At 63.6% G+C, this 14,124-nt stretch carries 16 protein-coding genes; 8 read left to right on the top strand and 8 right to left on the bottom strand.

Translation table 11 applies throughout. From position 1 onward, the window contains the following. Positions 1-82 precede the first annotated feature (82 nt). From BMI01S_RS17990 to BMI01S_RS17980, 3 genes are all read left to right on the top strand, one after another. The gene (locus BMI01S_RS17990) at positions 83-1,543 is read left to right on the top strand and encodes a DEAD/DEAH box helicase (protein ID WP_028231111.1); all 1,461 of its coding nucleotides are present in this window, start codon (positions 83-85) and stop codon (positions 1,541-1,543) included. Between the two features lie 138 nt (positions 1,544-1,681). Continuing rightward, the gene (locus BMI01S_RS17985; RefSeq protein ID WP_028214932.1) at positions 1,682-2,323 is read left to right on the top strand and encodes a TVP38/TMEM64 family protein; all 642 of its coding nucleotides are present in this window, start codon (positions 1,682-1,684) and stop codon (positions 2,321-2,323) included. A 427-nt stretch (positions 2,324-2,750) separates the two neighbouring features. Then, positions 2,751-3,263, top strand: coding sequence for a hypothetical protein (locus tag BMI01S_RS17980; RefSeq protein ID WP_154671257.1), 513 nt, complete (start codon positions 2,751-2,753; stop codon positions 3,261-3,263). A gap of 535 nt (positions 3,264-3,798) precedes the next feature. Here BMI01S_RS17980 and BMI01S_RS17975 read toward each other — a convergent pair. The 5 genes from BMI01S_RS17975 to BMI01S_RS17955 are packed head-to-tail and all read right to left on the bottom strand — an operon-like array spanning position 3,799 to position 7,565. Then, positions 3,799-5,205: an ATP-binding protein gene (locus tag BMI01S_RS17975; RefSeq protein WP_042290044.1), complete on the bottom strand. Its 1,407-nt coding sequence runs from the start codon at positions 5,203-5,205 to the stop codon at positions 3,799-3,801. Further along, positions 5,202-5,876 (bottom strand): response regulator, encoded by a 675-nt coding sequence (locus tag BMI01S_RS17970; RefSeq protein WP_028212710.1) that lies wholly within the window; start codon positions 5,874-5,876, stop codon positions 5,202-5,204. Before BMI01S_RS17970 ends, BMI01S_RS17975 begins: the two co-directional genes overlap by 4 nt. Positions 5,877-5,901: 25 nt before the next feature. Further along, positions 5,902-6,639, bottom strand: coding sequence for a cytochrome b/b6 domain-containing protein (locus BMI01S_RS17965; protein ID WP_036045027.1), 738 nt, complete (start codon positions 6,637-6,639; stop codon positions 5,902-5,904). Then, positions 6,611-7,102, bottom strand: a complete 492-nt coding sequence (locus tag BMI01S_RS17960; protein WP_028212708.1) for a diheme cytochrome c — start codon at positions 7,100-7,102, stop codon at positions 6,611-6,613. Before BMI01S_RS17960 ends, BMI01S_RS17965 begins: the two co-directional genes overlap by 29 nt. Before the next feature lie 46 nt (positions 7,103-7,148). After that, positions 7,149-7,565, bottom strand: coding sequence for a DUF1924 domain-containing protein (locus BMI01S_RS17955; RefSeq protein WP_028212707.1), 417 nt, complete (start codon positions 7,563-7,565; stop codon positions 7,149-7,151). Between the two features lie 282 nt (positions 7,566-7,847). Between BMI01S_RS17955 and BMI01S_RS17950 the strand changes: the two genes are divergently transcribed. Then, entirely contained in the window at positions 7,848-8,438 is a 591-nt protein-coding gene (locus tag BMI01S_RS17950; protein WP_238327905.1) for a Spy/CpxP family protein refolding chaperone, read from the top strand. Between the two features lie 168 nt (positions 8,439-8,606). On the opposite strand, the gene BMI01S_RS17945 is transcribed toward BMI01S_RS17950, so the two are convergent. Next, on the bottom strand, positions 8,607-8,816 hold the full coding sequence (locus tag BMI01S_RS17945) for a hypothetical protein (RefSeq protein WP_036019382.1): 210 nt from the start codon (positions 8,814-8,816) through the stop codon (positions 8,607-8,609). Between the two features lie 415 nt (positions 8,817-9,231). Here BMI01S_RS17945 and BMI01S_RS17940 point away from each other — a divergent pair, with 415 nt between their 5' ends. Further along, complete coding sequence (locus tag BMI01S_RS17940; RefSeq protein WP_028212705.1) at positions 9,232-9,537, top strand: DUF485 domain-containing protein; 306 nt, start codon at positions 9,232-9,234, stop codon at positions 9,535-9,537. Continuing rightward, complete coding sequence (locus BMI01S_RS17935) at positions 9,534-11,195, top strand: cation acetate symporter (RefSeq protein ID WP_028231109.1); 1,662 nt, start codon at positions 9,534-9,536, stop codon at positions 11,193-11,195. Before BMI01S_RS17940 ends, BMI01S_RS17935 begins: the two co-directional genes overlap by 4 nt. Before the next feature lie 138 nt (positions 11,196-11,333). On the opposite strand, the gene BMI01S_RS17930 is transcribed toward BMI01S_RS17935, so the two are convergent. Continuing rightward, the gene (locus tag BMI01S_RS17930) at positions 11,334-11,696 is read right to left on the bottom strand and encodes a COG4315 family predicted lipoprotein (protein WP_028212703.1); all 363 of its coding nucleotides are present in this window, start codon (positions 11,694-11,696) and stop codon (positions 11,334-11,336) included. Between the two features lie 234 nt (positions 11,697-11,930). On the opposite strand from BMI01S_RS17930, the gene BMI01S_RS17925 reads away from it, so the two are divergent. Further along, on the top strand, positions 11,931-13,001 hold the full coding sequence (locus BMI01S_RS17925; protein WP_028231108.1) for an MBL fold metallo-hydrolase: 1,071 nt from the start codon (positions 11,931-11,933) through the stop codon (positions 12,999-13,001). 22 nt (positions 13,002-13,023) lie between these two features. Then, a complete protein-coding gene (locus tag BMI01S_RS17920) occupies positions 13,024-13,287 on the top strand; it encodes a hypothetical protein (RefSeq protein ID WP_028212701.1) in 264 nt (87 codons plus the stop codon). A gap of 3 nt (positions 13,288-13,290) precedes the next feature. Here BMI01S_RS17920 and BMI01S_RS17915 read toward each other — a convergent pair whose 3' ends face one another. Then, positions 13,291-14,043, bottom strand: a complete 753-nt coding sequence (locus BMI01S_RS17915; protein ID WP_028231107.1) for a membrane protein — start codon at positions 14,041-14,043, stop codon at positions 13,291-13,293. Positions 14,044-14,124 lie beyond the last annotated feature (81 nt).

Raw genomic sequence — 14,124 nt, 5'->3', positions numbered from 1 at the left:
GACCGCAGCACTGAACGCGGCATACATGGGCGCAATAGGCGCGGTACCCGCTAGAATTGCGGCTTTAGCCCGGAATACGCCCATGTCTTTTGCCTCGCTTGGTTTGATCGATCCGTTGCTGCGTAATCTGCAGGAACTCGACTACCAGACACCTACGCCGGTGCAGGCCAAGGCGATTCCGGCTGTGCTCAGCGGCAAGGACGTCATGGCCGCAGCACAGACCGGCACGGGCAAAACGGCCGGTTTCGCGCTGCCGTTGTTGCAGCGGCTGGTGCAACACGGACCGGCAGTGTCCAGCAACCGCGCGCGTGTTCTGGTGCTGGTGCCTACGCGTGAACTGGCTGAACAGGTGCTGCAGAGCTTCGTCGAATACGGCAAAGGTCTCGGCTTGCGATTGCTGGCCGCCTATGGCGGCGTGAGTATCAACCCGCAGATGATGAAGCTGCGCAAAGGCGTGGATGTACTCGTCGCCACGCCTGGCCGTTTGCTGGATCTCAATCGCCAGAACGCCGTGCAGTTCGATCAGGTTCAGACGCTGGTGCTGGATGAAGCCGACCGCATGCTGGATCTGGGCTTTGCGCGCGAACTCGACGCCGTCTTTGCAGCCTTGCCTGCTCAGCGGCAGACCCTGCTGTTCTCCGCCACGTTTGGCGATGATATCCGCGCGATGGCGGCGAACATTCTGCGCGCCCCCGTCAATATCAGCGTCAGCCCGCCCAATGCTACGGCCAGTAAAATCAGGCAGTGGGTCGTGCCGGTGGACAAGAGAAACAAGCCTGAACTCTTCATGCATCTGGTGGCCCAGAACAACTGGGAACACGCGCTGGTTTTCGTCAAAACGCGCAGTGGCGTGGAGTATCTCGCTGCCATGCTCGCCGATGCGGGCTATGCGGTCGACACCATCCACGGCGACAAACCGCAACCCGCGCGCCTGCGTGCGCTGGAGCGCTTCAAGACGCGCGAAGTGCAGATGCTCGTCGCCACCGATGTGGCTGCGCGCGGGCTCGATATCGACGACCTGCCGCTGGTGATCAACGTTGACCTGCCGATCGTGGCGCAAGACTATGTGCACCGTATTGGCCGTACCGGCCGCGCGGGCGCAAGCGGCGTGGCGGTGTCCCTTGTCTGTGCCGACGAAGCGCCGCAACTGGCCGCGATCGAAGCGCTGATCCGGCAAACGCTGCCCCGTGAAGAAGAACCCGGTTTTGAAGCCGAACACCGCGTGCCGCAAACCAGCGCGACGGGCCAGATCGTCAAGAAACCCAAAAAACCCAAGAAGCCCAAAGTGCCGCAAGCTGCGTCGCCGGGCGCCACGCCAGTGCCCGGCAAGAAACGGCGCCCGCAAAGTGACGAAAACAAACACCAACCCGTCGCGCAGCGCGCTTTGACCACGGGTCAGGACACCAGCTTGTCCAGCGGTAGCCCGTTCAGCGTGCAGAAGCCGCGCAGCAAGCCCGCCAGCAAGCCCGCTGCGGGTTCGCGCAAGCCCACTGGCAAACCCGCAGGCAAACCCGCAAGCGGCCGAGCCAAACGCCGGCCCTGATCCTTCACATGGGCCGTCGACCGCCGGTTGACCGCTGGCACGGCAGCGCCGTCCTCGATGGCTTGACATGCATCAAGCGCGACGGTGCAGCCATAAGCAAAATGAAAAGCTGCATGGCTATCCGCTGAGAGGTCGGTCGTGGCGACACTGGCAATCCTGTTCGTCGTGGTGCTGCTGATCAATCTGATGCCGGCATTCGCGCCGCCAACCTGGATGGCCATGTCATGGGTCGGCTTCAATGTTCCCGAGGGCAACCCGGTGGCCTTCGCGGTGGTCGCAGCCGGCGCGGCAACCCTGGGCCGGCTGATCCTGGCCACGTTTGCGCGGTCGCTCGTCCGCGGACGGCTGATGCGCGAATCCGACCGGCAGAACATCGACGTCGTGAGAGCCTGGCTGGAGAAGCACAGGAAGATGACCGTCGGCGGGTTCTTCCTTTATGCGTTGAGCCCGTTTCCTTCGAACTACCTTTTCATCGCGTACGGGCTTTCAGGGCTGCCGCTCAAGGTCATCGGGGCGGCCTTCTTCGTCGGCCGTACGGTGAGCTACGCAATCTGGGCGCATCTGGGCCGGTTCGTATCCGAACAAGTCGATCCGGAAACGCAGCTGGAAGGCGGCTATCTCGGCGGCTATTTCGTCGTCACCCAACTGGTCTTGCTCGGGCTCGTGTACATACTCATGAAACTCGACTGGAAGAGGCTCCTCGAACAGCGCAAGCTGGCGTGGCGACGTTCGCTGAGGCGGCACGACCACGTTGATCACAGCAGCACCACCGAGCGTTGAACGAAGGGGCGCGGCATGCCTGGTGGACCGCTGCCGCGTGAGTCCCGCGGGCACAGGCAAGCGGCCCGGCGCGTGATTGCTCTCGATGACGCGAAGCGCTTTCGCAGGGACCAAACGCTTCAAGTGTAGATGTCTGCACTTGATTTGACAGATGGTGTCAGTCGACGGTCTCAGTGCGGCCATAAAGCGTCGTTCGCGCGGGCACTCGCTCGGACGTTCAGAAGACGGCTCCTCCTGGCAAGCGGCCATTCGGTCTGCAGAGCTGCTGGGTAACGCTTTCACCCACTGGAGAGGCGCCGCATTTCCACGGCGCGCGCCGGGAACACGCATTCGCCCTGGCTCCGGCCTCGCCGGCCGATCCAGCTGCGTTGCTTTTGCCCCCGCGATCTTGCTAGAGTGCTTTAGGTTCCCCAACTGGGAGAAGACCATGCGACCTGGAATGATGGCGGCGCTATGCGGCTTCCTTTTCGCTTCCACGACCGCCATTGCGCAAGAGACGCATATCGCCGCATTTGATGCGCCAGCGAGCGGAAACAAGTACACGCAGCAGTACGTCCTCGACGTCGGTGACGTGCCCGAGCACAAACTGCGGCTATACGAGTTAGTGCGCAATTACGGCGGCAAAGACCAGACAATCGAAGGCATCGTTCTGAAAGAAGCCGTCATCCGCGCCACCAGCGATCTGACCGATTTGAACGGGCTGGGACGCAGCTATGTCGAATACCGAATGGAGAACGGCGACAAGATTTTTGCGCGTGGATATTTCCTAAACCACAAGCTGCCAGACAGTAACCGTCTGAAGAACCTCACAGAGTTGGATATCACCGGTGGTACCGGCAAGTTCCGCGGCATTCGCGGCATCGTGCGCGCAGAGACAACTTCCGACTCCAAGACCTTTAACCAGAACCACACCGAGTTTGAATACTGGTTCGAGAAGTAGCCACAAGGCTGCTTCGAGTCTGCGAACGCCTTGGTGAATCCGATGTCCGCTCCAGGTTCGAGCAGCCGCACATCATTCTGCGGGTGCTAACGCTTGATGATAGTTCCGGCACAAATCCGACTATGCACAATTGGACGTCGCACGATCACCCGAGGGTTTCCGAAAGCCGTCTGATTTCGCGATGCCGTGAATAGCCGACGGCAAACGACGCACAATCAGCCATGATGCGCCATTCGCCTGCGCGTGCTGGCTCAGCCGTACAGACGTCGGTTCCGCTCAGCCGCCGTTTCGTTCCCTTTACAAGTCGACAGGACGAAGGGCAGCGAAGAACGCGGCGCGCTCCCGCTTGAACAGCGCTGGTTTGCCCGGCCGAGACGACAGCACGAATGGCGGTTGTACTCCGATAGCCGACTGTGAAGCGACGTTGGGTCGAACGGCGGCAACGGGTCGGTTGCCGACTTCCGCCACATGCATGATGGAGCAGCCTTCGCCGGATTTGACGGTGTCTGTCCGATGACGTCCCGACTTATACACTTCAAGGTCTTATCCCCGTCACCGCGCCGATATTGGCTTCAGGTTCCTTGCGATTCGCACTGAACCATGAAACGTCCACACGCAAGCCCCCAAGCGCAGCGGATCTGCCTACCCGGATCGAAGCGCCATGTGCACTCGCAATGCGCCGCACGATCGACCACCCGAGGCCGCTCCCGCTTTGCCCGGTGCCCCGCGCCCGGAAGAACCGGTCTCCGAGCCGGTGCAAGTCGTCCTCCGGCAGACCCGGCCCGCTATCTTCCACGGCCAGCACGACGCGGCCATCGCAACAGCGCACCGACACCGAGATTCGAGCCCGAGGAGGGCTATAGCGGACAGCGTTGTCGACCAGGTTGCGAATGAGCGCAGCAATCAGCACCTCGTTGCCTGTGATGTCGCAGTGTTCAGCCGCTTCGAGTTCGAGTCGCTGCCACTTGCCGATCGACCGGGGGGCGATGTCGGCGACAACCTGCTTCGCAACGGCACCCAGGTCGACTGCAGTGCTGTCAGTGGTATCGTCGGCCGGCGTCCCGGCTTCGAGTCGCGACAGCAGCAAGAGCTGATCGACGAGATGCGCCATACGGTCGCAGCCCTCGAGCACGCCAGAGAGCGCGTGCCTGCGAAGCGCGGCATCGGCTTCCGCCATCGCTACCTGGGCCTGTGCCTTGATCGCGGCGATGGGCGTGCGCAGTTCATGCGCGGCATCGGCGGTGAAGCGCCGCTCCGCGTCGAGCACAGCCCGAATGCGATCGAACAGACGGTTGAGCGCATCGAGCATCGGCTGCATTTCTTGGGGTGCGCGATTCATCCGGACCACGTCCAGTGCACGCGGATCGCGCCGCGCCAGCATGCTGCCCAGGTCCCGGAGCGGCGCCGCGCCTCGCCGCACGGCCCACCAGGTCACGAGCGCGAGCACCGGCAGGGCGCCGGCCATGGGCCAGAAGGCGCTGCGCATCACCGCCATCAGTATCGAAGTGCGTGAGTCGACCCGTTCGCCCACGTAGACTTCGACATCGTGCTGCGCGCCGGGAGTCGCAAACACGCGCCATGCGTTGCCCTCTATCTGGACGGTCCAGAACCCCGATTGCCGCTTCTCCCGGGAAGGCACCATCGGTTGCGCGGGCGCGTTGGCCGAATGCATGCCGAGCCGCCCTTCGTGGAAAACCTGAAATACCACCTTCGGCGCATAGGGATGCAGAATCGGCGCGTCCAGGGTTTCGTCGTCGTCTGCCGCCTGGGCCTGCTGCATCACCAGCAGCGCGGCAGCCTGCGCGAGGTGGCTGTCGAGTAGCTGATCGATTTCCCGCCGCGCGTCCTGCCAGGTGAGTACGCTCGCGCCCAGCCACACGCCAGCGACCACACCCGTCACGAGCACCAGCAAACGTCCCTGCAGCGAGCGAGGCAGCTTCATGGCTCGCCCGTGGTTTCGCGCATCAGCACGTAGCCCACGCCGCGTACCGTCCGGATCAGGTCGCTGCCGAGCTTGCTTCTGAGGCGGTGCACATGCACTTCGACTGCATTGCTCTCCACTTCCCGGCCCCAGCTATACAGGTGCTGCTCGATCTGCTCACGCGAAAGCACGCGGCCTGCATTGAGCATCAACACGTGCAGCAGATCGAACTCGCGCGCGGACAGCGTGACGGGTGCGCCGCCGCGGTAGACCATACGCGATGCCGGTTCCAGCACCACATCGTGAGCCTGAAGCCGCTCGCGCGGCCGGCCATGCGCGCGGCGCACCAGTGCCCGCAGCCGGGCGCCGAGTTCATGGAGGTCGATCGGTTTGACCACGTAGTCATCGGCGCCGATGTCGAGCCCGCGAACGCGGTCCTTCACGGCATCGCGCGCCGTGAGCACCAGAATGGGAAGCTCCACACCGGCGCGGCGCACGTTTAGCAGCACATCGATTCCGTCCATGCGCGGCAAGCCGAGATCGAGCACCGCAGCCGCATACGGTTGCGCGCGCAACTCGCTTTGCGCCGCTTCACCGTCGCGAACCCAGTCGACTTGAAAGCCCTGCTGCCGCAACCCGGCACGAATGCCGTCGCCGAGCAGGGTGTCGTCTTCGACAAGCAGAATGCGCACGCGTGAAAGGTCCTGTCGATCGGGCTCAGTCGCCGTCTCTATCTCCGTCGGTCCGCAAATGCGCAGCGGAACCGGCGGATGGGGTTGGCGCCGGTGTTTGCGGCGCTGCTTGCCATTGTGTCCACCACCAGGCGATCGCGGCTGCCATGACCAACGCAGCGAATCCCCAGCGCGCGGTTCGTATGCTTTCGTTCGCGCGGCCCGATTTGTATCCCGTTACCATCGCGCCAATCAGGTTTTCGCGATGCAGCAGGCTGCTCGCCAGCACCGCGACGACGTGAATGGCGATGAGCGCGAGCATGGCGTTGGCGACGCCCCCATGCAGCTCGCCAAGCCATTCGCCGCCGGTGCCGTTATAAGCGGCCCAGCCGGTCGCTCCGACCGCCCAGGTCATGAGCAGCATCGCAACGATCGCGATGGCGCCTGCCGGATTGTGGCCGACGTGTCGTTCAGGACGTCCCTTGAGGAGGCTCGCCATGTAGCGCATGACCGCTGTTGGCGAGCGCACGAAGGCGGAGAACCGGGCGTATCGCGTGCCCATCAGTCCCCAGACGATGCGAAACCCTACGAGGCCGACCATCGTGTAGCCCAGTGTCGCGTGCAGCAGGCGCCATCGCTCGCTCTCCGCGGTCAGCCAGGCGCCGGCGAACGAGGCAACCATCAGCCAGTGGAACACGCGCACGGGCGCGTCCCATACCAGAATCCGGATCGTGCCGGACGCATGCGCGTCATTGTCAGCGCGGGATACGGATGTATCGTTCATCGAAATTTCCTTGATCTGCCTGCGTATGGCAGGCGGCGCAGTTGGACGCGCTCTTGATTGCGGGACGCCGCCACGTCGACGCGGGCACTTCGTCGTGCGCGGCCATGAACCATGACGTGCGGGTAATGCGATCCTCGGGCGGCGCGTTCGCCGCCCGCCCCGCGTTTGCCGCGTGGCCCGTGAGCCAGCCTTCGAGCTGCTTCACGGAAGCGGGGTCCAGAGACGCGTTGGTGCCGAAGTGGTGATCGAGATTGTTCAGGATGCGTCGCCATGAATCGGCAGGCAACATACCTGGCGGATAGGCCAGGTGGCACGCGGCGCACTCTTGCCGGTATTTGGGCAGTGGCGTCACGGATCTTGCCTGCTGTTGTTCTTCGTCCTCCGCGAAACCCGGGCCGGAAAGCACGGTCGCGGCCAGTGCCGTGAACGCGAACGCAATAGCAGTAGCGGGTCGGATTCTCATAGGTCAGTCACCAGCGAAGTCATCGATGTGGATCGCGCCGTGCGTGCTATGGCTTGAGCGTCATGAGCCAGCTCAGGATGTCGGCTTTCTCCGACACCGTGCACTCGCGCCCAACCACGTCGCCGCAATTGCGGCGGAACCACTTTTCCGTTTTTGCCGCATCGGTAAAGCGCTCCGGATTGAAGGCCGGCGCGAGCGGTGCAATCGTCTTGCCCGTGGCTGCGTGCTGGCCGTTTGCGGTCGGCGTGGCGCCGTGGCAGGTCGCGCAGGCCCACTCACGGCCATGCCGCGTGGTGAAGAACTGTTGGCCCCGCGAGGGCACGGGCGCAGATCCCGACTGCGCGGCGTAGCCGTTCAAGATTTGCGCGGGAGATTGCGCGTACGCGGCTGGAACACCGGTGGCAGTGACAAAGCCGAACACGTAGAGCAAGCGAAGCGCGCGCAGGCATCCGGACGTGAGCATCGTGAATTCTCCTGGTGGATGCCCTCCATGTTCGGGCGGCTTCCTTACCGGATTCTTAACGCCGCCATCCAATGCATTTTCAACAACCGCGCCCCGCTTTTTTTGATCTGAATCAATCCCGTCGGATCACGCGGTGGTCAGTGCCCACGGGGCCGGAGAACGGATCCGCTGACCCTTCAGCATCATGCAGACGATGAATTGACGTATGTCAATGGCTAAAGCAGCAACGTTCGTAGATTGGAACAAGCGGTTCCCTGCGTCGCAGGTGAGCGCCCGGTATGCATGATGAAGGAGATGACGATGTACGTTGTTTCGCGTTTGAGCCGAGTTCTTCTTTGTCTGGCTGGCGTGGCTCTCTATGGAACGGCTCTGGCCGATTCCTCGCCATCGCCGAACGTCGCGTCTCAGGTCGACTGCGGGAGATGGGGGAATGGGCCGGGGCCGGGCATGATGGGTGGCGGGTATGGTGCGGGAATGATGGGTTACGGCGCCGGGCCCGGCATGATGCATGGCTACGGAATGGGAATGGGCATGGGCCCTGGCGCCATGATGCCGGGCGGCTGGGCAGCCAGTCTGGATCTGACCGACGACCAGCGTACGAAGATCAATCAGATCCAGGACCAGGCACGCAAGCGTCTCTGGGCGCTGATGGGCAGCATGATGGATCAGCAGGCGACGCTGCGCGACTTGTACCAGGCGCCGAAGCGCGACGACGCGGCAATCGACGAGACCCACAAGGCGATCGGCGCGCTCCGTCAAAAGATGACCGACTCCTCGATCGATGCGCGCAAGCGTGTGGAGGCCGTGCTGACGCGCAAGCAGCTGGACAAGCTTCGCGCGTACGAAAATCAGGCGGACGAGCTCGGATGGTGACGTATGGCGAGGTCGAAGTGCGAACTCGCTGCTGCTGAAGCCGACGCGCGTTCGATCCACCGCAGTGCATGTCGAATCGCAGCGTCTCGATGAATGTATCGTCGATGATGGTTCACTGCGATTCGAGCGTACGGATCAATCGGACGCCGGCACCCTTGCCAGGCTACGTCACGCCTTGACGTTAATCAGTTGACCGATCGTCTGGCCACTGGAATTGACGGTGGGCGCCGATGCAGTCGGTGCCGCCTGCGACGCCTTATCGTCAGCGTCGCCATCCCTGTCAGGACCCACCTCGCCAGCTTCACCGCCCTTCGAGACGTTTGGCGGCAACGGATGCTGCTGTGCGACGGCGTTGCCGCCGATGGAAGATATCGTCATTGTTTTCCTCTGGAAAATATGGGTACAACGCTGTGCCCGATCGGGTTATCGGCGCGCGTTGCTCGTGGATTGAGTCTCTTTCTGGAGGAAACCTTCTCACCATGGTGAGCAATCACCGGTTGCGGCCGGGACGCGTCGGCGAAGAAAAACCGAGGCGATTCGTGGCTTCGTTTCCGTTGCATGTCGCGTAAACCCTCCCGCAAGAAATCGCCCGCCGTAAGAACCGGGTAAGCCGGCGCTTTTAACTTACTCACGAGCGCATCGAAAGAACAACAGCTGAGAACGTGCGCCCGAGCGCATCGCGCCACATCCCCGCACGGGGATCCCCAACTCATATGGCTCGCTGATCGTTCCGGCGCTGCCCGAAAGAACGCGTTCTTTCAGGCAGTGGAAGATACCCGTATAGGAGACGAAGATGGACCTCAAACTCGCAGAGAAAATAAAATCGAGCGCGACATATCGCGAACTGGTGCGAAAGCGCTCGAAGCTCGCCTGGACGCTGACCGCCCTCGTGCTGGTCGTCTACTACGGCTACGTGCTGCTCGTCGCCTTCGACAAGAGTCTGCTTGCCGCGAGGATGGGTGCGGGCGTGATGACCTGGGGCATGCCGATCGGGCTCTTCGTGATCGTGTTCACGGTGGTGATCACCGGCCTCTACGTGCGCCACGCCAACAGCAACTACGACGAACTCACCGACCGGATCAAGCGGGAGGCCGCATGAAAGCCCGACAATTCCTCGCCGCAAACGCGCTGCTCGCCGCTTCGGCCAGTTGCTTCGCCGCCGGTGCCGACCTCGGCCAGGCGGTCAAGCAGGCGACCAACTGGACCGCGATCTGCATGTTCATGCTGTTCGTGATCGCCACGCTGTTCATCACCAAATGGGCCGCCAGAAAGACGCGCTCGGCCGCCGAGTTCTATACCGCGGGCGGCGGCATCACCGGTTTTCAGAACGGCCTTGCGATCGCGGGCGACTTCATGTCTGCGGCGTCGTTCCTCGGTATCTCGGCCGCGGTCTACGCGAACGGCTATGACGGCCTCATCTATTCGATCGGCTTTCTGGTGGGCTGGCCGATCATCACGTTCCTGATGGCCGAACGACTGCGCAATCTCGGCCGCTTCACGTTCGCCGACGTGGCCGCCTACCGCTTCAAGCAAGCCCCGATACGCGCGTTCGCCGCATCGGGCACGCTCGTCGTGGTGGCGTTTTACCTGATCGCGCAGATGGTGGGCGCGGGACAGCTCATCAAGCTGCTGTTCGGCCTCGACTACTGGATCGCGGTGGTGATTGTCGGCGCACTAATGATGGTGTACGTGCTCTTCGGCGGCATGACCGCGACCACCTGGGTGCAGATCATCAAGGCGTGCCTGCTCCTTGCGGGCGCCTCGTTCATGGCTTTCATGGTGCTCTGGCAATTCCACTTCAGCCCCGAGGCGCTGTTCGCGAAGGCCGTGGAAGTGCACGAGAAGAAGGCGTCGATCATGGGGCCGGGCAACTTCATCAAGGATCCGATCTCGGCGATCTCGTTCGGCATGGCGCTGATGTTCGGCACGGCCGGCCTGCCGCACATCCTGATGCGCTTCTTCACCGTTCCCAATGCGAAGGAAGCACGCAAGTCGGTGTTCTGGGCGACCACCTGGGTCGGCTACTTCTACATCCTCACCTTCATCATCGGCTTCGGCGCGATCGTGCTGGTGAGCACGAATCCGGTGTTCAAGGACGCGGGCGGCAAGCTGCTCGGCGGTGCCAACATGGCCGCCGTGCATCTGGCGAATGCGGTCGGCGGCAATGTGTTCCTCGGTTTCATCTCGGCCGTCGCCTTCGCGACCATCCTCGCGGTCGTCGCTGGCCTCACGCTCGCCGGTGCTTCGGCCGTGTCGCACGATCTGTATGCGACCGTGCTCAAGCACGGCAAGGCATCGAGCGAGAGCGAACTGCGCGTTTCGCGTTTCACCACGGTCGTGCTGGGCATCGTTGCGGTCGTGCTGGGCATCGTGTTCGAAAAGCAGAACATCGCGTTCATGGTGTCGCTCGCCTTCGCAGTCGCGGCCTCGGCCAATTTCCCGGTCCTGTTCATGTCCGTGCTGTGGCGCGGCTGCACGACGCGCGGCGCCACCATCGGCGGCTTCCTTGGGCTGCTCTCGGCGGTGCTGCTGACGGTCCTCTCCAAGGCCGTGTGGGTCGATGTATTCCACTATGCGAACGCACCGTTTCCGTACGCTTCGCCCGCGCTCTTTTCGATGGCGATCGGCTTCGCCGGCATCTGGATCTTCTCGGTGACCGACAAGTCCGCTCGCGCACGGATCGACCACGCCGGGTTCGAGGCGCAGAGCGTGCGCTCGGAAACCGGCATCGGCGCGGTGGAGGGCGCGAGCCACTAACGAGGCCTGGTACCCTTCGAAGGGGCGGCGTCGCGACTCGGCGAGGTCGACTATCGAAGAGATTCAAAAGGGAGGGGGCGACGCATCTGCGGCGCCTCCTTCCGTCAATCTGCAATCGATTAGCATGTCGAAGTAATGTCAAGGCTTTGCGACATGCCACATGTCCTTGAAGCCGTCGCCATTCGTCTGTCCTGCCCGCGTGTCTTTGGCGTAGCGATAGAGGGGGTGGCCCTTGTAGGTCCATTGATGCTTCCCGTCCGCGGAAGCGATGAGCCCCCAGTCGCCGCTGGCCTTGTCGTAGGGATCGGCGAGCGCGGCGGGCCACATGGCGGCGCACGCGCCGGCGCAGGCGCTTTTGCCCTGCGCCGTATCCTTGTCGAACGTATAGAGCGTCATACCGTCGTCGTCGACGACGATGCCGTTGGCAACCTTGGGCGCTTCCGCGAACGCCGCGATCGGCAGCAAGCAAGCCGCTGCGACGCACAACAAGATTCTGGTCATGATTTCCGTCCTTGTGAAAACCCACCCGGGATAGCTGATAAACGGCTGACGGCCGCGTTTCTTCCACCATGGCCACCCATTCGTTCGCTGTCGAACAAACGCGGGTAAGGGCATCACGCATGATCTTCTGGCGCGCTTTTGCGCCAGCAGCTTTTGTGCACCAGGAGCCGCCGGGGCGGGCCGGATGGGGCATACTGCACAGCGCGCCCCGCCTTTTTGCCCGAGGAAGCCGCGATGATCTTTCGACAGCTTTTCGACCCCGTATCGTCCACTTACACCTACCTGCTCGGCGACGCTGAAAGCGGCGAAGCGCTGCTGGTCGACCCCGTCTACGAGCAGGTGCCGCGCGATCTCGCGCTCTTGCAGGAGTTGGGCCTGCGGCTTCAGACGACGTTAGACACCCACGTGCACGCCGACCACGTAACGGGCGCATGGCGCTTGCGCGAGCGCTGCGGCAGCCGGATCGCGCTCGCCGCGGTGGTGGGCGCCGAGGGCGTCGACCTGCCGCTACGGCATGGCGACCGCGTTTCGTTCGGCAAGCGCTATCTGGAAGTTCGCGCCACGCCCGGCCACACGAGCGGCTGTCTGACCTATGTGCTCGACGACGCGAGCATGGCCTTCACCGGCGATAGTCTGCTGATACGCGGCTGCGGCCGTACCGATTTCCAGGGCGGGAGCGCGCAGGCGCTTTTCACGTCGGTGCGCGAGCAGATCCTCACGCTGCCCGACCCTTGCCTGCTTTATCCCGGGCACGACTATCGCGGCATCACGGTCACGAGCGTGGCCGAAGAGCGGCGCTTCAACCCGCGCCTGGGTGGCGACGTCGATCTCGGCGATTTCGCGGGCTACATGCATAACCTGAATTTGCCGCACCCCAAGCTGATGGCCGTCGCGGTGCCCGCCAACCTGCGCTGCGGGAAGCCCGAAGGCGAGGCGCCGGTTCAGGAGTCGCCCGACTGGGCGCCCCTCACGCTGCGCTTTAGCGGCGTATGGGAGATCGAGCCGATGGCGCTGCTGGAGCATGCGGCCGGGTTGCAGATCGTGGACGTGCGCGAGGCGCCCGAATTCATCGACCCGCTCGGCCACTTGCCCGACGCGAAGCTCGTGCCGCTCTCGCAGTTGATGGCCCGGATCGACGAACTCGACCGCGAGCGCCCCGTCGTGGCCGTGTGCCGCTCGGGTGTGCGGTCTGCGCAGGCGAGCGTGCTGCTGAGCAAGGCGGGCTTCGACAAGGTGGCCAATCTCGCTGGCGGGATGCTGCGCTGGAAGGCCGAGGGTTTGCCGGTCGCGCCAGGGAGCCGCTGATGATGCCTTCGAGGAGACGAACATGACTGCCCACGACTTCGCCGAGTTCTCCTGGGACGAGCAGGAGGACGTCAAGGCCGTGCTTGCCAGCCGGGGGCTCGAGCTGCGCGAGTTCAGGATCTCGGACAACGCCAGCGCGGCTGGTGAGGGGAAGAACGGACCGCTCCGGCAGGTTTGCGTAACGCGGATCACCAACGGCAAGACGGCCACCTACGAAACCGACCACTTCGCCCCCTGGATCACGGACTTCGACGAGGCGCTGCAAGCCGGCGAATTCGACGACTGAGCGCTATCGGCTCAACGCGGCCTGAGCCCGCTGGAGCCACTCGCTATTGTGTTCGCGGGCATGGCGCGGCCAGTGCTTCGCGTCGTGCACGATTTCGGCATAAAGCTCGCGCGCGCGCTGGCGATCGGCTGGATCCGGCTGCTTCGCCAGCCAGTCGGCGAACAGGCAACGCGGTGCGGCGTCGCTTGCGCAGGAGAGCGCGGTTGCGAACGCGGCACGCGCGCCCGGTGCCCCTGTCGCGGCCAGGGCCCGTGCATACAGCAAGGACGGATCCGGTTGCTGGCGGGCGGCCGGTTGCACGGCGAACAGCTTTTCCAGCGTCTCCTGTGTGGCCGCGGCATTGCCGTTGGCGAACTGTGCACGCGCCAGCCCTTCGAGCAAGGCCGGATCGGACGCGAACGGCCCGCTGGCGGCGGCCTGATAGTGCTCCAGCGCTTCGGCGGCGTTGCCGGCATCGAGCAGCGCGGCTCCCAGCCGCATGCGATGCGCGACGGTCGGCGCGCGGTCGAAATCCGTGCGCGCCTCGCGCACCGCGCGATTGGGATCGACGAGCTGCGAGATGGCCCTTGACGTCGCCCTGGCCCCGCGCGACTGGCGCAGCGAGGGCAAGTAGATAACGAAGAAGTAGACGAGGCTGCCAAGACCAGGAAAAAGAAACAGGATCAGCAGCCAGTACATGTTCTGCTGGTTGCGAATCGCATGCACCGCGAAGAGCAGGGCGATGATGACGTAAAGGCTGATTCCGAAAATGCGCATCGACGAGAAGGTCCGTTGTGCTGCGTGATCCGCCGCGAGTCATCGAATCGATCGGGTGGCGGGCGACGCGTCAATGGGAAG

The organism is Paraburkholderia mimosarum LMG 23256 = NBRC 106338, from assembly GCF_000739815.1.
GTDB classification, from domain to species: domain Bacteria; phylum Pseudomonadota; class Gammaproteobacteria; order Burkholderiales; family Burkholderiaceae; genus Paraburkholderia; species Paraburkholderia mimosarum.
This window is presented reverse-complemented; position numbering and strand designations above follow the sequence as displayed.